22 protein-coding genes and 4 pseudogenes are annotated in these 23,704 nt (G+C 60.9%); 7 read left to right on the top strand and 19 right to left on the bottom strand.

Annotated features, from left to right (window positions below; translation table 11 throughout):
- Positions 1–828 precede the first annotated feature (828 nt).
- The 3 genes and pseudogenes from ACVIYL_RS14760 to ACVIYL_RS14750 all read right to left on the bottom strand — a co-directional run.
- A pseudogene (locus ACVIYL_RS14760) lies at positions 829–1,173 on the bottom strand (Y-family DNA polymerase); the annotation flags it as partial.
- 190 nt (positions 1,174–1,363) lie between these two features.
- A pseudogene (locus ACVIYL_RS14755) lies at positions 1,364–1,683 on the bottom strand (SOS response-associated peptidase family protein); the annotation flags it as partial.
- 807 nt (positions 1,684–2,490) lie between these two features.
- Entirely contained in the window at positions 2,491–2,826 is a 336-nt protein-coding gene (locus ACVIYL_RS14750) for a hypothetical protein (protein ID WP_456778955.1), read from the bottom strand.
- A 356-nt stretch (positions 2,827–3,182) separates the two neighbouring features.
- Here ACVIYL_RS14750 and ACVIYL_RS14745 point away from each other — a divergent pair, with 356 nt between their 5' ends.
- The 3 genes from ACVIYL_RS14745 to ACVIYL_RS14735 all read left to right on the top strand — a co-directional run bounded on the left by ACVIYL_RS14745 (position 3,183) and on the right by ACVIYL_RS14735 (position 4,674).
- Positions 3,183–4,028: a hypothetical protein gene (locus ACVIYL_RS14745; protein WP_456778954.1), complete on the top strand. Its 846-nt coding sequence runs from the start codon at positions 3,183–3,185 to the stop codon at positions 4,026–4,028.
- Between the two features lie 194 nt (positions 4,029–4,222).
- A complete protein-coding gene (locus ACVIYL_RS14740) occupies positions 4,223–4,396 on the top strand; it encodes a hypothetical protein (RefSeq protein ID WP_310881066.1) in 174 nt (57 codons plus the stop codon).
- Positions 4,360–4,674, top strand: a complete 315-nt coding sequence (locus ACVIYL_RS14735; RefSeq protein WP_456778953.1) for a hypothetical protein — start codon at positions 4,360–4,362, stop codon at positions 4,672–4,674. The genes ACVIYL_RS14740 and ACVIYL_RS14735 overlap by 37 nt, the downstream gene beginning before the upstream one ends.
- A gap of 129 nt (positions 4,675–4,803) precedes the next feature.
- Here ACVIYL_RS14735 and ACVIYL_RS14730 read toward each other — a convergent pair.
- From ACVIYL_RS14730 to ACVIYL_RS14675, 12 genes and pseudogenes are all read right to left on the bottom strand, one after another.
- Positions 4,804–5,555: pseudogene (locus tag ACVIYL_RS14730) on the bottom strand (SDR family oxidoreductase).
- Between the two features lie 26 nt (positions 5,556–5,581).
- Positions 5,582–6,013 carry a hypothetical protein gene (locus ACVIYL_RS14725; protein WP_456778952.1) on the bottom strand — a complete coding sequence of 144 codons (432 nt, stop codon included), beginning with the start codon at positions 6,011–6,013 and terminating at the stop codon, positions 5,582–5,584.
- Positions 6,014–6,473: 460 nt separating this feature from the next.
- Positions 6,474–6,782 carry a UxaA family hydrolase gene (locus ACVIYL_RS14720; RefSeq protein WP_456778951.1) on the bottom strand — a complete coding sequence of 103 codons (309 nt, stop codon included), beginning with the start codon at positions 6,780–6,782 and terminating at the stop codon, positions 6,474–6,476.
- Positions 6,779–7,135 carry a UxaA family hydrolase gene (locus ACVIYL_RS14715; RefSeq protein WP_456778950.1) on the bottom strand — a complete coding sequence of 119 codons (357 nt, stop codon included), beginning with the start codon at positions 7,133–7,135 and terminating at the stop codon, positions 6,779–6,781. Before ACVIYL_RS14715 ends, ACVIYL_RS14720 begins: the two co-directional genes overlap by 4 nt.
- Positions 7,136–7,182: 47 nt before the next feature.
- Positions 7,183–8,505, bottom strand: coding sequence for an MFS transporter (locus tag ACVIYL_RS14710; protein WP_456778949.1), 1,323 nt, complete (start codon positions 8,503–8,505; stop codon positions 7,183–7,185).
- Positions 8,506–8,563: 58 nt separating this feature from the next.
- Positions 8,564–9,640: an Ldh family oxidoreductase gene (locus tag ACVIYL_RS14705; protein WP_456778948.1), complete on the bottom strand. Its 1,077-nt coding sequence runs from the start codon at positions 9,638–9,640 to the stop codon at positions 8,564–8,566.
- 117 nt (positions 9,641–9,757) lie between these two features.
- Positions 9,758–10,870 carry an enolase C-terminal domain-like protein gene (locus ACVIYL_RS14700; protein ID WP_456778947.1) on the bottom strand — a complete coding sequence of 371 codons (1,113 nt, stop codon included), beginning with the start codon at positions 10,868–10,870 and terminating at the stop codon, positions 9,758–9,760.
- Between the two features lie 2 nt (positions 10,871–10,872).
- A complete protein-coding gene (locus ACVIYL_RS14695; protein ID WP_456778946.1) occupies positions 10,873–11,463 on the bottom strand; it encodes an RraA family protein in 591 nt (196 codons plus the stop codon).
- Between the two features lie 53 nt (positions 11,464–11,516).
- Entirely contained in the window at positions 11,517–11,846 is a 330-nt protein-coding gene (locus ACVIYL_RS14690) for an L-rhamnose mutarotase (RefSeq protein ID WP_456781826.1), read from the bottom strand.
- Positions 11,843–11,980 carry a hypothetical protein gene (locus ACVIYL_RS14685; RefSeq protein ID WP_456781979.1) on the bottom strand — a complete coding sequence of 46 codons (138 nt, stop codon included), beginning with the start codon at positions 11,978–11,980 and terminating at the stop codon, positions 11,843–11,845. The genes ACVIYL_RS14690 and ACVIYL_RS14685 overlap by 4 nt, the downstream gene beginning before the upstream one ends.
- A 16-nt stretch (positions 11,981–11,996) precedes the next feature.
- Complete coding sequence (locus ACVIYL_RS14680; RefSeq protein WP_456778945.1) at positions 11,997–13,511, bottom strand: porin; 1,515 nt, start codon at positions 13,509–13,511, stop codon at positions 11,997–11,999.
- A gap of 454 nt (positions 13,512–13,965) precedes the next feature.
- Positions 13,966–14,628 (bottom strand): annotated as a pseudogene (locus ACVIYL_RS14675) (chloride channel protein); the annotation flags it as partial.
- A gap of 227 nt (positions 14,629–14,855) precedes the next feature.
- On the opposite strand from ACVIYL_RS14675, the gene ACVIYL_RS14670 reads away from it, so the two are divergent.
- The gene (locus ACVIYL_RS14670; RefSeq protein ID WP_456778944.1) at positions 14,856–16,226 is read left to right on the top strand and encodes a tyrosine-type recombinase/integrase; all 1,371 of its coding nucleotides are present in this window, start codon (positions 14,856–14,858) and stop codon (positions 16,224–16,226) included.
- A 479-nt stretch (positions 16,227–16,705) separates the two neighbouring features.
- Here the strand turns inward: ACVIYL_RS14670 and ACVIYL_RS14665 are convergent, their stop codons facing one another.
- From ACVIYL_RS14665 to ACVIYL_RS14650, 4 genes are all read right to left on the bottom strand, one after another.
- A complete protein-coding gene (locus tag ACVIYL_RS14665) occupies positions 16,706–17,683 on the bottom strand; it encodes a HEAT repeat domain-containing protein (protein ID WP_456778943.1) in 978 nt (325 codons plus the stop codon).
- Between the two features lie 2 nt (positions 17,684–17,685).
- Positions 17,686–17,919, bottom strand: a complete 234-nt coding sequence (locus tag ACVIYL_RS14660) for a 4Fe-4S dicluster domain-containing protein (protein WP_456778942.1) — start codon at positions 17,917–17,919, stop codon at positions 17,686–17,688.
- 33 nt (positions 17,920–17,952) lie between these two features.
- Positions 17,953–19,695 carry a fumarate reductase/succinate dehydrogenase flavoprotein subunit gene (locus ACVIYL_RS14655; protein ID WP_456778941.1) on the bottom strand — a complete coding sequence of 581 codons (1,743 nt, stop codon included), beginning with the start codon at positions 19,693–19,695 and terminating at the stop codon, positions 17,953–17,955.
- Positions 19,696–19,800: 105 nt separating this feature from the next.
- Positions 19,801–20,574, bottom strand: coding sequence for a ferredoxin--NADP reductase (locus tag ACVIYL_RS14650; RefSeq protein WP_456778940.1), 774 nt, complete (start codon positions 20,572–20,574; stop codon positions 19,801–19,803).
- Between the two features lie 220 nt (positions 20,575–20,794).
- Between ACVIYL_RS14650 and ACVIYL_RS14645 the strand changes: the two genes are divergently transcribed.
- From ACVIYL_RS14645 to ACVIYL_RS14635, 3 genes are all read left to right on the top strand, one after another.
- Positions 20,795–21,100, top strand: a complete 306-nt coding sequence (locus ACVIYL_RS14645; protein WP_456778939.1) for a gamma-butyrobetaine hydroxylase-like domain-containing protein — start codon at positions 20,795–20,797, stop codon at positions 21,098–21,100.
- Positions 21,101–21,307: 207 nt separating this feature from the next.
- Complete coding sequence (locus ACVIYL_RS14640) at positions 21,308–22,084, top strand: Crp/Fnr family transcriptional regulator (RefSeq protein WP_456778938.1); 777 nt, start codon at positions 21,308–21,310, stop codon at positions 22,082–22,084.
- Between the two features lie 180 nt (positions 22,085–22,264).
- On the top strand, positions 22,265–23,686 hold the full coding sequence (locus tag ACVIYL_RS14635; protein WP_456778937.1) for an ABC transporter substrate-binding protein: 1,422 nt from the start codon (positions 22,265–22,267) through the stop codon (positions 23,684–23,686).
- Positions 23,687–23,704 lie beyond the last annotated feature (18 nt).

Below are 23,704 nucleotides of genomic sequence, written 5' to 3'. Positions count from 1 at the left end.
GAGGGAAGGACGCTATTTTTTCGAGTCGTCGACTCGAATTGAACCGGAACGGTGATCAAGCTTTAAAGGCTTTGCGCTATAAGAGCCGGCGCTTCTCCGTACATAGAGGTAATGCCGTTGACATTCATAAGAGCGAAGGTTCCGGTCTCGATTTTGCTTGCGACCATTGGCTTTGTCGTTTTTGGACTGCTCGATCTACTGACTGAAAGGCTTTTCAGTCAGTTCATTTCTGGCTCCCTGTTACCCACATTTCTATCGGCTCTCTTGGGAGGACTCATAGGGTATGCGCTCGGCTGGCGTATTGTTAGAAAGTATGGACTGCCGCTCAGCGCAACACCGTACGACGTAGACGCAGCCTCCTACGCAAGGAAAGAAAACATCTCATAATGGCATTATCGCCATGATGGTGACGGTTTCCATGAAGCAAGGGATCAACAAGATTCTGAGAAGCCTCCGGGGCAGACCCAACTAGCCGTGTGTGGGCTGCTTCGCTGAGTTACAGCGGTATCACGTATCTCGGGGTATCTCAGACGGCCTTGGCGCAGCTAAGCCGTGCAATTTGACTTTCATTGTAACTCTTTTGACGCGCCGATTGGCGACTCCGGTCTAATCGCCATCGTCCTTTATACCTATGGCGTGCGCACTTGGCGAACGCGTATTCACTTCGCATCGGTCCCGGCAGCCGGTTACGACGCGATTGTGCGTATTGCTGACAGCCGTTACCGCCGCGCGACGATAAGAGAAAGCGCCGCTGATCTCCTACGGGATTGGCATCACTGCGCGCGCTCTGAAGTCACCTGCTGATTTATCGATATTTTCTGACAGCGGGAGTGATAGCGGCTCGATGATCGCGGTATGCTCGCCGAATATCCCGCGGATTTGAAGACTTATCGCCTTGTACACCTCGAAGCGCGGCTTCACGAAAACGAGGTCTGGACATTGCCGCCTGGCTGTCTCGGAAGGCATCGCCGACCGCACCCCGAACTTGCGGGCTTCATAGCTCGCGGCGGCTACCACGCCGCGCTCGGCCGAGCCTCCGACCGCAACCGGCCTTCCGCGCAGTTCCGGATTGTCCCGCTGCTCGACGGACGCATAGAAGGCGTCCATATCGATATGGATGATTTTGCGCTGGCAAGCCGCAGTGGCGTCATGATCCGGATCGGATGGTGGCATCGCCGCAGGATACGAAATCCGGATCCACAAGTCTGCAGGTCGAAGCATGAATGTCGCGTGGGCATAAACGCGCGCCGCGGCAGCGAGGGGTTCCTGGCGATTTGCCGGCCATCTAAGGACGTGGCGCCGCTTCAGGACCCGATTCCGTCGACGACAGCGATCCCCGGTCAACCCGCTGCGAGGAAAAGTGCTAGGAGTCCGCTCGCGGGTCTTTCTTTTCGCCGGTTGCTACGATCTTCAGAGCGCCGTCAGGAAGCGCTGCAGCGCCTTCGCCTCCTCCCACGGCGCGCGCATCCAGGTGTCATATTCCTCGGTCGTCGTCAGGATCACCGGCATCGCCTGCGGGTGGACGCGCTTCACCTCGGCGTTCGGATCGCAGGTTAGGAAGCCGAAGAGATCCGCGGTGACTTCGCGCTCCTTCGCCTTGCGCACGCTGGTCCAGTTCGTCGACAAGCCGCCAAACGCCAGCGGCCGGCTCACGTCGGGCGCAAACCACACCGGCACTTTCTTGAATGGATTGGAGACGCCTGGTGCGTGTCCGTGTCGACGGCGGCGGGACAGGTTGGCATACATGCGCGCATTCTGATCGATGCCGGCGGACGCGCGGCCCCGATTGCGCGACGCCTCGGTGCACAGCACATCAGGCATGACCATCTCTCCTGCGGTTGAATCCACGGGCAGTCGTTCGGCGGCAACGGCCTAACCATAGAGGCCGTCGAAGACGGATGGTGGTACAGCGCGCCGCTGCCCGAGAACCGCCGCGTTATCGCGTTCCACACCGATGCGAACCTGACGAGCACTGGAATCGCGCGCAATCGCGACGCAATGTTTCGTTACATGACATCCACCAGGCATCTTCGTGAACTGCTGGCCTCAGTGAAGTTCGCACCGTATAAGCACTCCGGTTTCACAGCAGCGCATAGCGCGCACCTCACTCGCTGCACTGGCGAGTGGTGGCTCGCAGCCCGCGACGCCGCTCTCAGCTTCGATCCACTGTCATCGCCAGGGTTACTCAACGCATTATATACGGTGCTTGCTGCCGCGGAGACTGCGGAACACTACCTATCGAACGTACCCAACGTATTGTCGGACTACGAGCGAACGATCGCCGATATTCGACACGCTTACACCGAGCGGCTTGCCTCCTGGTACGGCTCGGAGACGCGGTGGCGAGACCGCTCATTCTGGCGCTGCCGCGTTAAGGCCGCCGATGACACCATAGGTGTTCCGGCAGACAACGTGGGCACCTCCGGCGGCCGCCAATAACGCAAGCTTTCTCGTCCCGGGCCACGCGGTCTCCGAGAAAGGCGGGTCCTGTCAGCGATTGTTTCCAGCGTTGCTGCTGCTGAGCCTGATCTCTTCGACGTCCTCGGCGGTCGGCTTGGATTTCGAAGGATACTTCTTGCGGATGCGTCGGGCCATCTCACCGATCCTATCCTCGCGCGACACGGCGGCGTCGATCAGAAGAGCCGTCGCACGTCGGATGTCCGAAGGAGACTTGATACCCGTGATCCAATTCGGCTCCGCCGTGGCAGGATCGACACCATCGAGCATCCGTTCGAGGAAGCCCGGCTCGAACTGGCGAATCGCATGGAAAAAGAGATGGGCGTCACGCCAGGAACTCGGATGCGAGTTTGAGAGCTTTTGCGACACGGGAGAGACGAGCGGCTCCAGGACGGAGAGAACGAGGTCCGGCCGAGACTCAACAAGCAGCAACAGAATGATAGCGCCGGATTCTCGCCGCACGAGACAAGCGAGCTCGATGCGACCCCCCACATGGGCGGTAGGACGATCTACACTTTCACACCGCCAGCAGATAATCCGGAAGTCCCTTAGGGCGCCTCCACTAAGGAGCTCAACGCGCACGTCCTTACTCGCATGGCTTAAGGCGGGCTTCCTGCGTTCTTCGGCGGGAGATTTTCCCAACACTGATGCTGTATTACTCACAGGTTGCAGTGCGCAAGGGACGCTCGCATGCTATATCGATACCGAATCCGGCAGGAGAATGCATGGCCGACACTGAAGTCGAAGACGACGATGATTCCGGGCAACTACCGCCGGTCCAAACCCTGTTTACCGAAGACGGATTGTATCGCGAACGGCATCTGGAAGGTGATTGGTCGTACGTAAAGCGGCTAATCGGCGGTCCTGATCTGCAATTCGACGCGCACTGCGTCTATTGCAAAGAGAGAAGCACGTTCAAAGAGCGTGTGACGAGAGGCGCAGGATCTGGCAGAAGCCCGCCCGACGATAAAACGTACCTCAATGATCGGATGTTTTCGCTGACGTTTTATTGCCAGCGTAATGAGAAGCATTCGTACTTCTACATCTTCGAGGTCAAAAGGCAGACCCTCCAAAAGATCGGGCAATCACCATCCGTTGCCGAGCTGGCTTTCCCGCAGCTTGATGCCTACGAACCCATTCTGGATCGGGCTTACCTGAAGGAACTGAAGATCGCATTGGGCCTGTTCTCGCACGATGTTGGCGCCGGTTCTTTCGTCTACTTGCGGCGGGTATTCGAAAAGCTCATCCATGATGAAGCCGACGCAGCTCGTGCCGCCGGAGAAGCTCTTGCCGGCTTCGATGGAATGCCGCTCGATCAAAAAATTGAAGCCCTTCAACATCGGTTGCCGCCTGCATTGGTGAAATACAAACTTGCCTATGGCGTGCTGAGCGCGGGCGTTCACACGCTCGATGAAAAGACTTGCAAACGATATTTTCCAGTCCTGCAGGAAATCATTATGGTCATTCTGGACGAACACTTGGCCGCACGAAGCAAGCGCCTAGCTTTGGAGCGATTGGACGCTGCATTCAACAAGGTTCACGCCGAGGTCAAGACGAAGGCGAAGAAGTAGCCATAGTTTCCCCGACTAAGCGATTTCAATGATTGTCCTCGCGCGCTAGGGCGGGAACGTTCCGCCAACGCGACAGCACACTTAATAGGTGCCTCCCTTACCTTCTTTTGCGTGAGCATGGCGCGATCACGCGATTTTTGGAGCAGCTCGGAAAGGGCATAGCGTGCCACGGAACGGGAGATAGGGAGGATAGGATGGCAGAACCGGACAAGGTCAAAGCGGAAGAAATTAAGCAACGCCAGACGCTGCTCTTCGAAGCTTTCGGTCATGACGGGATCTACGGCGGACGAACCTTCGGCCCGGTCTTTGAAGCGGAGAAAAAGATCGGGGGGTGTTCAATGACACCTACTACGGCGCGCGCATCCTGACGGAGTGCTTTCTCGATTTCTTCGGACAGACGCTGCTGGAGCAAATCGAACTCAACAACAAGATAGGCTGGCCACAGGCGGAGCAGAACTATGCCACCTGCGTCCTGATGTATCTAACGATGTTCCGCAGCGTGCGGGCGTCAAATGTCGTCGCCAGCCACGCATATCCTTCACTCTCGATGAACCCCAACGATAGCGTTGCGCGCAGCCGAACCTGGACCGTCGCGATCCCTGATTCCCGGAATCCGCCCCGGCGGTTAGACCGGGACGGTGAGTGAGTTATGACAGAAGTGGTTGCGGGGACATGCAACCATCTCAAATTGCTCTTCGAAGCAGTGGCTTGAGCAACCACTGTTAGCCAATGATGACAGTGCGCGTCGATTCTTCTGATCATGCAGCACCCTCCCTCATATCGTCACGCCGCCATCGACGAGCAGCGATTGGCCAGTAACGAAGCGCGATTCATCCGAGAGCAGATGGACGACGAGTGGCGAGATATCCTCGACACACGCGAGGCGACCCATCGGTTGGCGGGCAATGAAGCTCCTTTCCGCCTGCACGGGATCGTCGGCCCCTGCAATCCGTCCGCGCAGCGAGGGCGTGTCGACAGTGCCGGGACAGATAGCGTTGCACCGCAAACCTTGCTTCACATAATCGGCGGCGATCGCCTTGGTCAGCCCGATGACAGCGGCCTTGGTTGCGCCATAGGCGAAACGGTTGGAAAACCCTTTGAGGGACGAGGCCATCGAGGACATATTGACGATAGCGGCTCCGCCGATTTTCTCGGAGCGCGCAAGCATACCGGGCAGGAAAGCCCGAATCGTGCGGTACAAGCTCTTGACGTTCAAGTCGAAGCTGAAGTCCAATTCGCCTCGCTGCAGCCGAGAATCGTGCCCTCATACACGTAGCCGGCGCAGTTGAAGAGGCCGTCGAGCTCTTCCTGGCTCCAAGCGAATTCCGCCACCGCCGCACTACTCAGCACATCAAGCTGGTGAACCGCGATGCGGCTGTCTTGCGCCGCAAGGCTCGATAGCGCTTCGGTGTTGATGTCGGTGCCAATGACATGCGTGCCTTCGACGGCGCATGCGAGCGCACTGGCGCGTCCGATCTCCTGCGCCGCCGCTGTAATGAGACAAGTCTTACCTGCCAGTCTGGCCATGTTGTTTCCTCTGCTCTTGGCGGATCTCAGACCGACAGGCAGGCCGGGCCGATCGGCTCGAAACTCTTGTAGGTGAGGATGAACTCGGTGTGGCCGAGCTCTTCCGACTGGGTTGCACGACCAGCGGCGACGTCGAGCACGAGTTTGTAGATCTCGTCACCGATGTCGGCCAACGTCGCCCCCTCCTCGATGATACGTCCGGCATTGACATCCATGTCGTCTTCAAGCCGGCGATAGGTTTCAGGGTTTGCACAGATCTTAGTGACCGGCGAAATGGCCGAGCCGACCACCGAGCCGCGGCCGGTGACGAACATCGAGATGTGCGCGCCGGAGGCGGTCATCTCGACGATTTCGGCGTTGTCGGAAATATTTGGGAAGCCGAAGCGCACGTCGCCGTCCGGCACGACGTCCATCAAATAGAGCCCGCCACGCGGCGGTATATCGCCCGGCTTGATCAACCCTGAAATGCGCGAGGACCCCGACTTGGCATACGCGCCCATCGACTTTTTCTTCGATCGTGGTGAGCCCGCCCTCCGCATTGCCGGCGGCAAAGCTGCCGTACCCGAGCGTCGCGTAATAACGCGCAGCCTTCACGACAGAGGCACGGATTTCGGCGCCGAGCTCCGGCGTCACAGCACGCTCGGCCATGATCCTCCTCGCAACCGATCAGTTCGCCAGTTTCCTCGAAGATGCAGATGGCGTTGTCAGCGAGAGTCTATCGAAAGCCAGACCCGCGGCGGGGTTGCCCGTGATGCCGGACGTGCCATCGACCCACCGCAGATAGTACCGACGATCAGGTCATCGACGGACATCGGCACGGTTTCCGCTTTTGCCAGCGCCTCAATCTGAGTGCTGACCCACTCCTGCCCACGCTTGATCGACGACCGCGTGCCGCCATCGCGCTGGATGACGATGGTCTCAACCGGGCGGCCGCTCTGCTCGATTTTTTTCGAGTAGAAAGCGGTTAAAGCTTTCGCAGCCGAGCGAAACCAAAAGCACGGCGCCGACATTCGGATGCGTGCAAAGCCGTTCCATCATGCACTGGGCATAGTCGTTGGGATAACAGCCCGAAAAACCGATCACCTGCGCGCCGTCTTCGCGGCGCGGCCAGACGATTTCGCGGACAACATGGTTGGCGCATTCAACCAAATAGGCGACCGCGACATAGTTGCGGATGCCCTTGCGGCCGTCGGATCGCAGGTAACTTGGCCAGCTGCGCTTGCTCACCGCGTCGCCCCTGACGTCTCGGTCAGCGCGTGGGTCGGCGTGTAATCGCTCTTCACGTTGTGGACGTGAACATGTTCGCCGCGCGCAATGTGTGCCGTCGCCGAACCGATCGGCACACCGCATTTGACGATCCTTTCGCCTAGCCCGATGTCGCAGCGGGCGATCTTGTGGCCAAGCGAGATCGTGATCGCGAGCGTTACCGCCGCGCCATCGACAACTATGGTCTCCCCTGCAGCGACCTTTCCGCGTGCGACCAGCACATTGTCGGCGCTGGAAAGCAGCAGGAGCCGCGAGTCGCTCTGTTCAGGCTTGGCGTTCGCGCGCCCACCCCCGTCATTAGGAACAAGCCTCAATCGACCCTCCCTTTCGATCGTGGATCTGCATGACCCTTGCACCCGCGTCAGTCGCTGCCTCGCTCGTAGGACCGCGACCGAATGGCGATAACCGAAACGACGGTGATCGCGCAGCAAGCCATCAGATAGGCAACGACCCACGTCGGCTTGCCATTGCCGGCGGCCACGAGCGCCGATGCCACGAACGGTGTCGGACCGGCGATCAGGAGAGCATTCAGTTCACGCGCCAGCGCGATGCCAGAGAAACGGTAGCGGGTCGGGAACAGGTTGGCGAGGAACGCGCCCTGCGCGCTGGCAAGCCCGCTATAGCCGATGCCGAAGCCGATGCTCAGAGCCAGCGTCGCCAGCACCACATTCTTCGTGCCGAGTATCGCGAACATTGGGAACGCGTACAACATTGTGAAAACGCCGCCGAAGAGATAGACTCGCGCATGGCCGACGCGGTCGGCGAGCGCACCAACAGGCGGCGTCAGCACGATGCCGGTCAGCGTCGCGATGATAACAGCCGTCAGCGCGTCCGTCCGGGCCATGCCCAGCGTGTTGGTCATGTAGCTCAGGCTGAACGCGCTGAGGATATACGCGTTCGCGTTGTGCCCAGTGATCGAAAGGAAGCCGCACACGACCTCTCGCGGGCTATTGCGGATAAGTTCGCCGACTGGCACCCGCGCTTCGCGGCGGTGGGCGGCGGCACGCTCCATCGCCTCGACATATTCAGGCGTCTCGTCGAGGTTCTGGCGAATGTAGAGCGCGACGCCAATGAGGAGTGCCGAGACGAGGAACGGCACGCGCCACGCCCAGCCGAACAGGGTTTCTTCAGGCAGATAAGCAACAAGAAGGAAGAGCAGCGTCGCAAACATGATGCCGACGACAGTCGCCGACGACAGATAGGCAGTGAAATGCGCCTTGCGATGAGCGGGGACGTATTCGGAGACGAGCGTCACGGCTCCCGCATATTCCGCACCAGCGCCGAAACCCTGCAGCAGGCGACAAATGACCAAGAGGACGGGAGCTAACACCCCAATCTGAGCATAGGTTGGCAAGAGACCCATCGCGACGGTGGACAGGCCCATCAGCGAGACCGTGAAGATGAGCGCGGGCTTACGCCCGAAGCGATCGCCGAAATGCGAAATCAGGATGCCGCCGAGCGGCCGGCTGAAGAAGCCGGCGGCGAACGTCGCAAACGCCGCCAGCACTCCCGCCGAGGCGGAGAACTGCGGGAAGAACAGTTTGTTGATGAACAAGCCCGACGCGGCGCCGTAAAGCGCATAGTCGAACCACTCGATAATCGTGCCGATGGTCGCCGCAGTCACGGCGCGTCTGATGTTGGCGCGCTCGGCGGGCGCCTTGTCTACCGCGATGGACATCGTCATGGGTGTTTCCTCAAATATGTTTTTCTTTGGATCGATCGGGTCTTGCTCGGCACCGGTCTCAAGGAATCGGATCCGGCATCGGCACCTCGAAGCGCCTCGCGCATTCCACTTTTTCAGCGATGATGCTGGCTGACAGACGGACGCAGTCCCGAAGCTGCCACTCCCGCCGCGCAAGGGCGTGAGCGCCTGGCAGTTCGACACGTTCGAAGCCTTGCCGCGTCTGAGATGCGTGGCACATGCCGGCAAGCGCCGCTACTTGACGCCGGAAAGCGTCGGCCCCTCCGAATGCGGCGAGGTCGATGACGAGGATGAAAACCGCCGCACTCCAGCCGTCGGTTGCGTCAGCACGTCCCCGCCCGCTAAGGCAGCCCGTCAGCAGTTCTACGATGAGACCGAGGGAATAGCCCTTGTGGCCGGCCTCCAGACCGCCGAGAGGCAGAACCGTACCCGGCGGGATAGCTGCCATGATGTTGGGATCAGTCGAGGGTTGGCCTTGGCTATCCATCAAAAAGGGGTGCGGCAGTTGCTCACCGCGCTGCCGATAGGCGGCGATCGCGCCGTTCGTCAACAGCGCGGTGGACATGTCGACCATCACCGGTCCATTGGTGGCGGGCGCGCCGAACGCCATCGGGTTCGACGTCAGAACTGGCGTTACCCCACCGAACGGCGCGACGCTGCTATGGCCGGGATCGGTCAGTGTCAGAAGCATCATGTAGCCGGCGTCAACTGCCGGCCTCAGATAGGCGCCGAGGCAGGCGGTATGGTGGCTGCGCTGGATGGCGATCGCCCCCATCCCGAACCGGGCCGCCCGCGACATTGCTTCTTGCGTCGCGCGCCGCAACAGCCAGGGCCCGGGAAGCTTGTGCCCATCCCAAGTCAGGCAGGCGCCGAAGTCATGGACGATTTCGGGTTCGCCCACAACAGACATGTCATCACTCTCAATCTCGCGCAGATAGAGAGGCAGGAGCGCCAGCCCATGGGTCGATTTTCCGAAGCAGTCGCCCTCGACCAGTACCGAGGTAATATCGGCCGCCCGGTCACGAGCAAGCCCGGCACGCTCGAGCAAAGCACTGGCGCAGGCTTCAAGGGCGCTTGCGCGGTAGCTTGCACCAGCAGCTTCGGGATCCGCGCTCATAATTTGACCGCGTGTCTTTTCGGGCAGAACGCAAGGATAGAGAAGGTCATGAACGTCTTCCCCAGTGTTGTTTGTGATTGTCAGACTCGAAAAGATTTCTCCCTCCGAGCCTCCGCCTCAGAGCTGCGCGACAGTGGCATTGTCGATCAAATCCCAATCAAGCTCGGCGCCGAGGCCTGGCTTTTCCGGCAATGTTGCGATGCCGCCTTCGACCGGCAGCGGAGACGCCAGCCCGAACTCGAATTTTTCGCGGGGGCAAAGCAGCTCAAAATAGCTGCAGTTCTTCACGGCTGCGCAGAGGTGAAGATTGACGAGTTCAAGCGGCTGGAAGATGGCCGAATGAATCTCGCAATTCATGTGGAAGCTTTCGGCAAGATGCGCGGTCTTCAGGACGCCGGTCACCCCACCGGCCCAGCTGACATCGGCGCGAACCGCATCGACGACGCGACCAGCGACACATTCGGCCACACTGTAGGGATGTTTGGCTAATACTTCAGTGCCAATGACCGGAATGTCGAGCGCCCGCGACAACTCGCGCAACGCAGAGAAGTTTTCATCCGGGATAGGTTCTTCGAGCCAGCGATAGTCAAGTCGTTCAAGAGCTCGCCCATAGCGTATCGCTTCGTCGAGCGTCATGAAGGCGACCGGGTCGCTCATCAACGTGAATTCGGCCCCTACCGCCGCGCGCACGGCGGCATGGATTTCAATATCCTCGCCGACGGACCGGCCCGGCGGATGCAGCTTGTACGCCGCATAGCCGCCAGCCTTGGCCGCAACCGCCTCGGCGACATAGTCGTTCGCGGTTTTCAGGAACATCGAACTCAAGTAAGTCGGTACCTCCGTCCGGCAGCCGCCAATGTAGCGATGCAGCGGTTGTTCGGCGGCTTCAGCGCCCAGCAGCCAAAGACAAACATCGGCCGGCCCGTAGGAATAGATCGGCAGATGGTTCCAGAAGCGGTCAACTTTCCGGAACTCGTGCCAGAGCGCCTCGCGGTCGAGCGCATTACGGCCAATCAGAAGTGGTTTCAATGCGGCCGCCGCAAGCTCGCCTGAGCCACGTGCAGAGCGGCCGGCAAAGCCGAACATCGAAGCCGAGAGCCCCTCTTCCGTCGTCAGTGTGTAGACGACGAATTCAAACCCATCTCGAATGCTGGTGCCGAGCAGCGTATCCTCAGCAAGGGACACCTCGCGGTGATGACAACAGCGTATGTCGACCGTGGCGATCCGCATGGTCAGAACTTGCCGTATGTCAGATAGGCCTCTCGCGGGTCCATCCCGTCGAGGATCGCCTTGCGCACCTTGTTTTCGGTGTTCATCGCGACGGCGGCCTCGTCGGTAACTGCCCCGACGAGTTCTTGCGGGACGCGGATGACGCCGTCACGGTCGCCGATCAGATAGTCGCCGGGCCGGATCAGCACGTCGCCGATGGTAATGGGCACGTCGAAGCCGCGCGGGAGCCAGCGGCCGACAACGTCGCGAGGCGTATGCCGGCGCCGCCAGCACTGGAAACCGATCTTGAGGATGAAGTTCACGTCGCGGATATTGCCGTCGATCACACAGCCGAGCACCCCCTTCTTCTGCAACGTTTCGGCCGACAATTCGCCCATTTGGGCAATGACGCGGTCGTTCGGCTGGCACACCCAGATGTGGCCGGGTTTAGCCTTGGACAATAGACCGGTCCATTCAAGCAAGGTCTGGTGCGCTTCGGCGCGATCGTCGACGTGGCCCTCGATGGTGAAGACCGGCCCGCACAGCACCTTTTCCGGAACGAGCGGCGTGATCTCCGGCGGCAGCGTGAAGTCGGCGAGGCCCCTGCCGCGCATGACGTCATGCACGACGCCAGTGTAGCAGCGCGACAAACGCTTCGGTCAGCGATTCAGTCATGGTGCAATACCTCTTCCATCGTCGACCAATGCTCTCCCCCCGCGCGGCTCACGAGCGGCACCTGCATCGGGTCCGCAAGCGCCCACCATGCGCGGGTCCTTGGGTCGGCCGCCATCCGCGCGCTGTCGCCGGCAAAATCCTGGCCGTGATATTTCCAGTAGCCGAACAACAGGTTCTCCGGCATGCGCAGGAAGATCGTGCAGTTGCGGATGTTGTATTCGGAGACCCTGGCCAGGATCTCTGACCAGGCGGCCCCATGCAGCCGCTTGTACTCGGCGATACGCTCCGGTTTGATGCCGATCGCCGTCCTCATGCGCTTCAGGGCGCGCTCCGGACGTCGTAGCTTGCGCCGTCGACGCGCATCGCACCGATCGTGTCCCAGTCCCAATCGATGCCGAGACCCGGCGCGTCGGACGCAGCCGCCAGCGGATGAGCCGCACCGCCTTTGGCGTACAACTAGTTTGTCAGAGCCTCACCAGGTGCGTTGAGCGCGGATCAGCAGCGTCAGAGCGTTCTGATCCTTAAGCTCATACACGGCGCCGGGCTTCGCGATAGCCGACTGCAGAGGCAGGGTCACCTTGCTTCCGCTCGCATACTTCTGGTCGAGCATGCTGTAAGCGAGGTCGGCCGAGAAGGTCAGGTTCTTGACAGGTGTCCAGCGCGTGATCACACCGACTACCCCGTAGTTGAAATCGGGGTTGCAACCGGCAACGCCGCTCGAGAGCGCTAGGCCTGCAACGAAGGCGCCGCAGATGTAGCCTTTAGCTGTGCCGTTATACCGGACAGCGGCCCAAGCACCATAGATACCCGTGTTCCAGTACGGATTCCAGTTGTGCGTATAGCCGCCCTGGACGCCGTAGGTCGTGGTCAGTTGCTGGCCGGAGCCAGCCACAAACACGGAGTCAGACAGACCTGCAAGGCCAACGCTCTGGTAAGCCCCCGCCAAACCGGTGCCGCCGTACATCGCGTATGTGGTCGTCATCAGGTCCTGGAAGTTGTAACGGCTCGCACCGTTCGTATACACGCCAGACATGTTGATCGTGTCACCCGCGCCGGTGGGCAGATTCTTGATCGACAAGGCCAACTGAGCGGCCCAGCCCCACTTGTCGTCCGGATGGCCAGTCGTTTCGTCGGCGCCGTAGTAGGCGGCATGGTTGTCATGCGCGGCGACCGACGCCTGGAAGAGACCCCAAGCTTGATCAACGCGAACCATGGCGACAAGGTCAGGAGACCACGCGCCTCCGATGTCGTTCGCGCCGTAAGCTCCGGTCGCAAGTCCGGCGACCGTTGCACCGCTCACGTTCCAGATGTTGGTCGTATTATACTGAACTTGGTCCTGCGCGGAGATCGCAGCCGTGATGCCCTGGCCGAATTCAGCCGTGTAGCTGAACTGGTTCACACCAGTAACCGAGCCGCCAGCACCGGGCAGACCGTCGAAGTTATTGGCCGGATAGTTGACCCAAGGCGAGGAGAACTGCGAGACCGCCTTGCCCACTGTGAAACCAGCGAACTGGATAAACGCGTAGTAGACACCGAGCGTACCACCAGCGACACCAGCTCCGCTGTAGGCGGTCGAGCCATTCACAGCCGTTGTGCCGGTACCTGCATAGCCGCCCGACGTCCAAGTCAAGGCCCCATCGAAGAAGGTTCGGAGCACGCCGTATTCGGTCGCGGTGCGCGTATCGATGTTCAGGTCTTCACGGGCCTTGGTGGTATAGTAATTGCGGAGGCGGTTTTGCGCACCAGCGACACCAGTATTGGTAGTGTCGTGCAATGCGTTTGTATTCAATCCAACCTCGGCTCGCACATAACCACCGAGCTTGATGCAAGTATCGGTGCCGGGGATGTAGTAAAATCCAGCTCCGTACAAGGAGCAAATCTTCACGTACTCGACGGCCATCGCCTTCACGGGAAGATCGGCTGCCTGCGCGCTGGCGCCCACAAACATGACCGCAAAACCGAGGACAAGACACTTTGTTAGTTTCATCGATGAACCTCCAAGCAAGAAAACATCGTTTCCGTCCTTCAAAGATCGGGACTGCACCCGTTAGGGCCGCAGCAACGCGGAGGGCCGCGACACAGCGTGATTTAATACAGCGTGGGGAGCGCCATCCCGGACAAATCGGGGTCGATCCGACCAATTTGTGGTCGATCAATATCGTCGACGTATTTCGCAAGGAAAGAGCCGCAAGCCTGAGGAAATCGTGACTGGTTTCGCGCAAAGGATCGGGGGACACCACATAGCGAGGGACAGGTTCGCAGCGCCTGCCAGCCCGAGATCGAGAAACTCTGTGGTGGTCAGGAGCGAAGAGCCGGCCGTTGCCTGCGAAGCCAGAAGCCACTCGGCAAGCTGATCTGAGCACCGAGGCAAGTCCAGGACCAGTTACGAGGCTTTCCTACTCGGCTTGCTGCCGGTCCGGTGGTCCCCTTGCTAAAACTGTTCACACTGCCCCGAGCACGCCGCCGGTTGCTCGGTCGATCTCTTCGAGATAGCGACGGCGCGCGAGCGACTCGGGCAAATAGCCGATCACCTTTCGGCTGTCGGCGGATTCGACCACGGCCAGAAGATCCGCCTCCGCCTTGTCGAACACGGCCATCGCGGTCTTCACGTTCATCTCGGGCAGCAGCACGTCGTCGAAATAGCGCGCGAGCTCCACCACCTGGATGTCGTCCGCGATGGTATCGAGCTCAACGGAATAAAGTTCTGGAAGCAGCACCAGTCCGCAATATTCGTCGGCGTCGTTGACGACCACGATCGCCTGCAGCGAGCTCAAGGGGAACTCGTCGCGGCAGGCCGCGATGGTCGAGGTCGATGGCGCCTTGGCGACGTCGCTACGCATCATCCGCTCCACCGACAGGTTGCGCAGCCAGCCGACGTCGTTGGCACTTCGGATGGTCTCCCCGCGCAGGTGCAGGCGCCAGGTCGAGAACGAATGGCCGAAACTGAAGCGGACGCAGATGCTGGTGACGATGCAGCCAGCCAGCACAACGGCGGTGACGTCGACGCTGCGTGTCAACTCCAGCACCAGGAACGACATCGTCAGCGGACCGCCGACGATGGCGACGCCGAGCGTCGCCATGCCTGTGAGCATGCCGGCCAGGGGCACCAACTAGGCTGTTCAAGCCAGTTCGAAATCGTCCGCAACCGTCCGCACAGTGCTCAGAAGCCCTTGAAAAATAGGCCTTTCTGCGTACATCCGCGTTCGTCACCGTTTGTTCTTATCCGATCCCAGCCGGCCGGTTTGCTGGTATTTTTGCTGGTATCGTGCTGGTATCGGGAGAACAAACGTTCACGGCGACTTTCGCTATTCCGAACGAAGGAATTGAGCAGATGGCCGGCAAGAACGATGGCGCGTGCGCCAATCCTAAGCAGATCAGGACCGACGTCGACTGCCGCGCAGCCCGACCGAAATTCAACAAGGGCGCGTGGAGTCCCGCCAAGATTTCCGACGTGACCGGTGGCTGGCTCTATCTCCTCGTAACGCCGGACGTGAGCAGGCCAGGTAACGCTGCCTCCAAGCTCTGGCGGATGGACTACCGGTTCCACGGCCGCCAGAAAACCTACTCCATCGGCCCCTACGGCAACGGCAAGGATGGCACCTTCTCGCTCGCCGACGCGCGGCACGAGCGCGATAAGGCCAAGGACCTGCTCAAGGAAGGCAAAGACCCGAGCATCGAGAAGCAGCTCGACAAGCATAGGCAGGCCGCCGCCCGGCCTTTCGGGCAATGGGCCGATGAGTGGCTCGCGAAGAAGAAGGTGGAGAAAGTCAAACGCGGCAGGATCGTCGCGGTGCGCGACTCCAAGACGATCGAGGTACTTGAGCTGCGCGTCGGCTACGTCAAGGCGCGCTTCGGCAAGCTCAGCAGGCAGGACATCAAGCGTCCGGACGTGCTCGCGTTCATGCGTTCATACGAAGCCGAGGGAAAGCTGGAAACCCGTGACCGCGTGCGCAGCATCTGTGAGCAAATCTGCAACTATGCCGACGTCGAAGGCGACGGCTACAATCCATTCCGCAACCTGAATGGGCAGATGATTGCCAACATTTCGACGCCGCGTCCCGGCGTCACTGAACCGCGTGACGTGACGCGCGTCTTCAAGCTCATCACCGCACCGTGGACGAGAGCCAGGTTTGGGGACGTTGTTGGCCTTGCGTTGCGCTTCGATGCGCTAACCATCCCCCGCCCCGGCATGGTCAATGAAATGGAGTGGAGCGAGGTCGATTGGGACGCCAAACGTTGGACTGTTCCAGCCACCAAAATGAAGACTGGTTGGGATCACGTCGTGCCTTTGTCACGGCAGGCGCTCGCAGTCCTGCGCAGCGTCCAGAAGCTCACCGGCAATCGGCGGTACGTATTTTCCTGCTCGAGGGACACGCCGCTATCAAACAACACGCTGAACAAGCGCTTGCGGCTGCTTGGCATTGACACCAAGACTGATCATTGTGCCCACGGATTCCGGACCACCTTCTCGACCCTGTCACACCACGAAGAGATCAAGGACGCCAAGGCATGGGATGGCGATGTCGTCGAGCTGCAGCTCGCGCATCTAGATAACTCTACTGTGGAAGGTCTGTACAAAAAGCACGGACCGCTCGCGCTGATCGGCTCGCGCACGAAGCTGATGCAGCATTGGGCTGATCGGGTCGACCACTGGCTCGATCCCAAGAAGGTGATGCCGATCAAGGGAGGCGCGCCTGCTTGAGTCACCCAAAGGCGCCCCTTCCGGGATCGCCTCCGCCGATATTGAAAGAATCGGTGGGAGTGCGCGACCACCAATACCGACACTCCCTTCAGGTTAAGATCTCACCGTCCTTCGTCTGACGTAAAGCAGCTTGACCGCGCACCATGTTCTTCACGGCGAAATCCGTCCTCAGACCCAGTTCGAGAGCTACGCTTTGCCCGGCGACTAGAGGAATTCCCACGGAACTAGTTGCAACAGCCGCTGTCGCGCTATTCATTGAATCGCTGTCACAGCGGACAACCGGATACAGTGGAGCAGCAGGTGCGACGGAGAGAATGGAATCCTAACCCCGCTCTCCGCCCCGGCGTCCCAACGCTTCGATTGGGCTCTCTGGATGCTCCGCGCCCGGCGCGGAAGAGCAGACAGTACGAACGCTGTTCCGCGCACTGCCTCAACCAATTGAGCGCAGTCGCTCTCATTCGCAGGATTCGCGTGCTAGCCTACGAATTCGCCCTTGCCCTCTTCGCCACGATCTGTTGGAGCGCCCAGCGCGCGTTCTTTCGCACATCGGGATCCGGGTCGTCGGCAACGACCGCCAGGAACGCCTCGCCATCGGGATGAGCGATCTCGCCTAACGCCGCGGCCGCTTCCTTGCGCAGATTCGCCTGCTCGTGATTGATGCAATTTCCTACCGGGCGCACAGCACGCTCGATCTTCATTTTGCCGAGGCTACGGACCGCCTTGAGCCGCACCTGCCAGAACGCGTCCGAAAGCGACGCGATCAACGGGTCCGCGGCCAGCGCGCCATTGGCGTTGAGCCCGAGTGTCTCGGCCGCCATCTCGCGCACCATCCAGTCGTCGTCCTTGAGCGCACGCGTGATCGTTTCCGCCGCCGGCTTCATCTGCGAGAATGCAAGCGCGCTCACTGCCGCGCGCCGCACATGCGCGTCGGGATCGTGGATCAGCGACGTCAGCGCCGGGATCGATTCCTCGAGCTTCAGGAAGCCGATGACACCGATCGCCTGCACGCGCACGGCGGCATCCAGGTCCTGCAGCGCCTCCAGCGCCGGTTTCAGCGTGTCCTTGCGGCGCAGCTCCTTCAAGGCGCGCAGCGCACCCATGCGGACGAAGGCGTGGGCATGCCTGACCAGCGGCAACATGACATCCGCACAGGCCGGATCCTTGAACTCGGCCATGCTGTCCGCCGCGGCCGACGCCACGATGCGCTCGGGGTCGACGAGCAATCGCGTCAGCGCTGCCGCGGCCTCCGGCCCGTCGAACTCCCCGAGCGCCATCGCGACCTGCTGTCGCACACCGGCATCGGGATCGGACACCATGTTGGCGAGATGGCCGACCGCCGCGGGATCGCCCGAATGGCCAAGTGCGATGATGGCGACGCGCCGTTCCGCGGGATCCGCGGCCTGCAACCGCTCATCGGCGTCCTCAAGATCGTCGTAGGATTCGAACGGGCTCGACATACTCACCTCAACAGGTAGGGAATGTTGACAGTCACGGCACCGGTCGGACAATCAGCCTCGCAGGGCATGCAGTACCAGCACTCGTCATAGGCCATATAGGCCTTGCCAGTCATTTCGCTGATGCGCAGGACGTCGAGCGGGCAGACGTCGACGCACACCGTGCAGCCCTTGTCCGCGATGCATTTGGCGTCGTCGACCACCACCGGGACCGACGTGTGATATGAAGCGAGGGGCATCGTCCAATCTCCTGTTCGCTGTTCGGCTGGCATTCACGCGCTGGCGCGGATGCGCTGCTTGTCGTAGAGATCCTTCTCGTCGTCGGCGATCGGCACGACATAGGGCTCCACGGCGCGCTTCGCACTCGTCATCCTGCCATTCTGCTTCGACAGCAGCGTGTGGCAGAACCAGTTCTCGTTGTCCTTTTCCGGGAAGTCGGTGCGCCAGTGGTAGAGGCCCCAGCGGCTCTCCTCGCGGAACAGCGAGGCGTGCGCCGCCATGTCGGCGCAATCCATGATCGACTGCACTTCGAGCGCGCGGAGCAGTTCATGCGCATTGCGCGCAATCATGCGCTCCTGCATGTCCTCGCGGACTTCGGCGAGCCGACGCATACCGAGCTCGTATTTGCGCGTGACCTTCGGTGGCTGCAGGTAATCGTTCACCAGACGGCGGGTCTTGTACTCGACCTGGTTCGGCGGAATGCCGTCCTCGCGGCGAGTCGGCGCCAGCACACGCTCCCGCTCCAGCGCTACGTCTGCGGCATCGAAATCAGCGAAATCATGGCTCTCGGCGAACTCCATTGCGTCGGTGCCGGCGACCGATCCGTTGGTGAAGGCGCCCAGCATGTAATTGTGCGGCACGCTGGCCATGTCGCCGGCGGCGTAGAGGCCCGGCACCGTCGTTCGCGCATTGTCGTCGACGAAGACGCCGGAGGCGCTGTGGCCGGAGCAGAGACCGATCTCGGAGATGTGCATCTCGATCGACTCTTGCCGATAGTCGATCCCTCGGCCCTGCTGGAACAGGCCGCGTGTCGGCCGCTCCACCTTGTGCAAGGTCGATTCGATCTCCCCGATCGTTTTCTCGTGAAGATGCTTGAGCTGGAGGAACACCGGGCCTTTGCCCGAAAGCAGCTCATTATAGAACTCGAGCATCATCTGGCCCGACCAGTAGTCGCATTCGATGAAACGCGAGCCCTCGTTGTTGGCGGTGAAGGCGCCGAACGGGCCGGCGACATAGGCACAGGCGGGGCCGTTGTAGTCCTTGATCAGGGGATTGATCTGGTAGCATTCTAGGTTCGCGAGCGCCGCGCCGGCGTGGTAGGCCATCGCGTAGCCGTCGCCAGAATTGGCGGCGTTCTCGTAGGTGCCGAACATGTAGCCCGAGGTCGGAAGTCCGAGCCGGCCGGCTGCGCCCATGCACAGGATCACCGCCTTGGCCTTGATCACCAGGATCTCGGCGGTGCGCGTATTGACGCTGATCGCGCCCGCGACGCGTCCATCGGCGGACTTCAGCAATCGTGTCGCCATGTAGCGGTTCGAAATCAGGATGCGGGCGCGGCGAAGCTGGCGATACAGCGCCTTCTTCACGGTCTCACCGTTCGGCATCGGCAGGACATAGGTGCCGATATGGTGCACCTTCTTGACGGCGAAGTCGCCGTTCTCGTTCTTCAGGAAGCGGATGCCGAAGCTGTCGAGCTCCTCGACGATCTTGTAGCAGTTCTGCGCGTATTTATAGACCGCCTTCTGATCGACGATGCCGTCATTGGCGATCGTGATCTCCTTGGTGTACTGCTCGGGCGTCGCATAACCGGGGATGACGGCGTTGTTGAGTCCATCCATGCCCATCGAGATCGCGCCCGAGCGCTTGACGTTGGCCTTCTCGAGCAGCACGACATCGGCCTTCGGATTCTTGAGCTTCGCCTTGAGTGCCGCCATCGGACCGGCCGTGCCGCCGCCGATCACCAGCACATCGCAGGAAACCTCCGAAAGTCCGTCGACGATCTGATCTAGTGCCATCGCTTGCTCCTGGTTCGGCGGCGCGATCGGCGCCTTTGCGTGAGATTTGTTCAGGTGATCCGTCGGCGATAGCAATTAGTTGTCGCCGGCAGACAATTTCTGCCGCTACCGCTCGACGAAGGCCTTCTCGATCACGAGGTGGCCGGGCCTGCTATGATTACCCTCGGCGAAGCCGCGTGCGGTGAACATCGCGTGCAGCTCTTCGAGCATGCCCGGACTGCCGCAGAGCATGATGCGGTCGGTCTCAACGTCGAGCGCCGGCTGCCCGATATCGTCGAACAACTGGTTCGAGGCGATCAGGTCGGTGATGCGACCGCGATTCCGGAACGGCTCGCGGGTGACCGTCGGATAATAGACGAGCTTGTCCCCGATCAGATCGCCAAGGAATTCGTGGCTGCGCAGGCCCTCGACGAGTTGCTCGCCATAGGCCAGCTCCGAGACCTGGCGGCAGCCGTGCGCGAGCACGATGGTCTCATAGGTTTCGTAGACGTCGGGATCCTTGATCAGGCTCGCGAACGGTGCGAGCCCGGTGCCGGTCGAAAGCAGCAGGAGCCGCTTGCCGGGGATGAGATTACCGGTGATCAAAGTGCCTGTCGCCTTGCGGCCGACCAGGATGATGTCGCCTTCCTTGATCTTCTGCAGCCGCGAGGTCAACGGACCGTCCGGCACCTTGATGCTGAAGAACTCGAGCGCCTCCTCGTGGTTGGCGCTCGCCAGGCTGTAGGCCCGCATCAGGGGCCGGCCATCGACCTCGAGCCCGATCATCGCAAACTGGCCGTTCTGGAAGCGAAAGCTTGGATCGCGCGTTGCGGTGAAGCTGAACAGAGATTCGGTCCAGTGCTTGACCGAGATGACCGTCTCCTTCTGAAAAGCGCTCAATGCGTCCTCCTTGCGTGCCCGATGCCAGGCAAGGTTTCCGAGAGCGGCAATTCCCGCAACGACGAAGCTCGGTTCTCGGTCGATTAGTTTCACATTTGGCGATCGATGACTGGCGAACGGGCAGCGCGTTTTGCGAGGAGCGCGACCTCGAAGCTGATCCGGCAATTAGTTGCTATCGCGATCGCCGCATCGATGTCAGGAAAGACGGTGGAGAATCGTCATGACCATGACCGCATTGGTGGCACCGACAGTGACCGACTACGAGGCCAGCGCCGATCTGGCGACGCTCGTCATCCGTACCGCGCACGACGACGAAATCAGGCTCGCCGCCGAGCAGCTCAGGCTGTCCTGCAAATGCGCTCATTGCACCCGCGCCCGCTTCGATGGCCGCTTCCCCGAGCGATTTCCCGGCATCGCGATCACCGAGATCGGCGATTTGGGCTACGGGCTCAACATCTCGTTCTCCGACGGGCACAACCGCGGCATCTATCCAAAAATTTATCTGCTGAGCCTGGCGGGACACTAGCCAATCTCCCGTTCTATCCCGGGCACCGATCGGTGGGCGCCAATTCCATAAATCCCCCGTTCTCAGTGATGAATTTCCGGACCGGCGCGTCTAGCGCGATCTCGATATGACGCAGGCGTCGGCGCCCGCCCTTCCCCCATTGCCAACCCGCTCTGGCACGGACATTGCTCCTGTTTAGAACGGGTTGAACAATCTGGAGGCGGCTCGATGTTGCTGCAGGCGGCCAATGCGGTTCGCGGAACCAATCCCGCAAAAATCCGGCCCGCAGGCAGCTCCTCGCTGCTGCTCACCGAGAACCAGCAATGGATCGGCGGGCCGCCGCCGCTCATGGACAAGCTCACGCCGCGCGAGCGGGAATTGGTGCTGAAACAAGGGCGCCGCAAGGTGCTCAATCGCGGTCAGACCCTGTTCAGCCAGGGCGGCAAGCACGACGGCATCTGGCTGATCGAGAGCGGTCGTATCCGTGTTTTCTACACATCGCCGCTGGGGCGCGAGATCACCCTTGCTTACTGGCATGTCGGAAATTTCGTCGGCGGGCCCGAAGTGTTCGAGGGCACCGTGCATCAATGGTCCGGCGTCGCATCCAGCAATTGCAGCGTCGTACATCTTCCGGGCAAGGAACTGCGGTCGCTGGCCGCCGAGATCCCGAACCTCGCCATCGGCCTCATCGAGGGCCTCACATTCAAGGGCAAATGCTATTCGGCGCTGGCCCAGATGCTCGGAACGCGCTCAATCACCCAGCGCCTGGCGCATCTGCTGCTGCACCTCGTCGATCTCTATGGCGTGGAGGACGCCGATGGCACGGTGATTGCGGCGGCATTCACCCATGCCGACATCGCCCACATGGTCGGCGCCACCCGACAGTGGGTGACGATCAGCCTAAAGCGCATGCAGGAAAAGGGGATCGTGGTCACCAAACGCTCGCAGGTCGTGGTCTGCCGGCGCGAGATTCTGGAGGAGATGCGGGGCCAGGCTTCCGATTGAGGGGTGTCCGATTGAGGCTGATGCACATGCAATTGGCTCTCGGCCGCCAAACTGCACAAGGACTAAGCAATCGGCATTTCCGGGCAACTAATCGACCGCGGCGGTGAATCCGGATTTGCTCCGGTTGGGCCCTCACCCAATCATGGCCGCCACAGCACATCCAACCGAAAGAGGATGAGAATGGTCCGCCATCTTCCCACGCTCTCGCTTGCGATATCGGTGACGTCGCTGGCGCTTCTGCTCGCGCAGCCGGCAGCGGCGGAAACGGTGACGATCGGCATCGGCACGCAGGACACGACCACCAACACGGCCACGGCAGGCACCGTCATCCGGCAACTTCATCTGCTGGAGAAATACCTGCCGACCGACGGCAAATACGCCAACGTCAAGTTCGAGCTGGAGTGGCAGAATTTCACCTCCGGTCCGCCCGTCACCAATGCGATGATGGCGAACAAGCTACAGATCGGCATGATGGGCGACTATCCGCTGATCGTGAACGGCTTCACCTTCGAGAACAATCCCGAGAGCAAGAGCAGGCTAATAGCGATCGCCGCCTACAGCCTCTCCGGCTCCGGCAACGGCATCGTCGTCCACAAGGACTCGCCGTACTACGACCTCGCCGATCTCAAGGGCAAGCTCATCAGCGTGCCGTTCGGCTCTGCAGCGCACGGCATGGTGCTGAAGGCGATGCAGGACCGCGGCTATCCATCCGATTTCTTCCAGCTCGTGAGCCAGAGCCCGGAGGTCGGATCGACCAATCTTCAGGAAAAGAAGATCGACGCGCATGCCGACTTCGTGCCGTTCGCCGAGCTGCTGCCGTTCCGCGGCTTCGCGCGCAAGATCTTCGACGGCGTCGAGACCAGCCTGCCGACCTTTCACGGCATCGTCGTACGCACCGACTTCGCCGAGAAGTATCCCGAGGTGGTCGTCGCGTACGTGAAGGCATTGATTGCCGCCAATCAATGGCTGCGCGACGATCCCAAGCGCGCCGCGGAGAAGATCCAGGAATGGACCGGCATCAACAAGGAGGTGGTCTATATTTTTCTCGGACCGGGGGGCAACATGACCACCGATCCCACCATCAAGCCGGCGCTGATCGACGCCGCCGCCACCGACGTCACGGTACTTCAGAAGCTCGGGCGGATGAAGGAATTCGATCCGAAGAAGTGGGCCGATGATTCCTACCTCCGCAAGGCCTATGCCGAGTTGAAGCTCGACTATGACGCGCAACTCGCGAGCACCGGGAATTACGAGATTTCAGGCCAAGACAGCTTCTGCAAGAAGCCGATCGCCGATCCACGGAAGGCCGGCGAGATCTGGGTCGACGATGCCGGCATCCTGCCGTTTGCGGACGCGGCCTGCACGCTCGGCGCCTACGCCGACTTCAAGGCCAAGGGCAAGAAGATCGACGTCGCCTACGTCTTCGACACCACCCGCGGCATCAAGCTGTTCGCCGATCAGGCGTTCTACGCCGTCGGCGACGGCGAGGTGGCGCCGTTTCTCCTGAAGAAGGACGCGGAATCCTACGCGGCGAAGATCGGCGGCAAGGTTCTCGGCTTCGACGACGCGGTGAAATCGGCGGTCACTGGAGGCAAGACGTGAGCAGCAGTCCAGCCGTCC

The sequence above is a fragment of the Bradyrhizobium sp. USDA 3315 genome, from assembly GCF_054056795.1.
The sequence above is the reverse complement of the archived record's forward strand: the minus strand, read 5'-3'. Positions and strand labels throughout refer to the sequence as shown.

Coding starts and splice junctions, on each gene's coding strand:
- ACVIYL_RS14740 (WP_310881066.1), top strand. CDS start 4,223: ATGGCAGAACCGGACAAGGTCAAAGCGGAAGAAATTAAGCAACGCCAG.
- ACVIYL_RS14640 (WP_456778938.1), top strand. CDS start 21,308: ATGTTGCTGCAGGCGGCCAATGCGGTTCGCGGAACCAATCCCGCAAAA.
- ACVIYL_RS14695 (WP_456778946.1), bottom strand. CDS start 11,463: ATGCGCGGCAGGGGCCTCGCCGACTTCACGCTGCCGCCGGAGATCACG.
- ACVIYL_RS14660 (WP_456778942.1), bottom strand. CDS start 17,919: ATGCCCCTCGCTTCATATCACACGTCGGTCCCGGTGGTGGTCGACGAC.
- ACVIYL_RS14635 (WP_456778937.1), top strand. CDS start 22,265: ATGGTCCGCCATCTTCCCACGCTCTCGCTTGCGATATCGGTGACGTCG.
- ACVIYL_RS14680 (WP_456778945.1), bottom strand. CDS start 13,511: ATGAAACTAACAAAGTGTCTTGTCCTCGGTTTTGCGGTCATGTTTGTG.
- ACVIYL_RS14655 (WP_456778941.1), bottom strand. CDS start 19,695: ATGGCACTAGATCAGATCGTCGACGGACTTTCGGAGGTTTCCTGCGAT.
- ACVIYL_RS14665 (WP_456778943.1), bottom strand. CDS start 17,683: ATGTCGAGCCCGTTCGAATCCTACGACGATCTTGAGGACGCCGATGAG.
- ACVIYL_RS14710 (WP_456778949.1), bottom strand. CDS start 8,505: ATGACGATGTCCATCGCGGTAGACAAGGCGCCCGCCGAGCGCGCCAAC.
- ACVIYL_RS14745 (WP_456778954.1), top strand. CDS start 3,183: ATGGCCGACACTGAAGTCGAAGACGACGATGATTCCGGGCAACTACCG.
- ACVIYL_RS14645 (WP_456778939.1), top strand. CDS start 20,795: ATGACCATGACCGCATTGGTGGCACCGACAGTGACCGACTACGAGGCC.
- ACVIYL_RS14705 (WP_456778948.1), bottom strand. CDS start 9,640: ATGAGCGCGGATCCCGAAGCTGCTGGTGCAAGCTACCGCGCAAGCGCC.
- ACVIYL_RS14670 (WP_456778944.1), top strand. CDS start 14,856: ATGGCCGGCAAGAACGATGGCGCGTGCGCCAATCCTAAGCAGATCAGG.
- ACVIYL_RS14700 (WP_456778947.1), bottom strand. CDS start 10,870: ATGCGGATCGCCACGGTCGACATACGCTGTTGTCATCACCGCGAGGTG.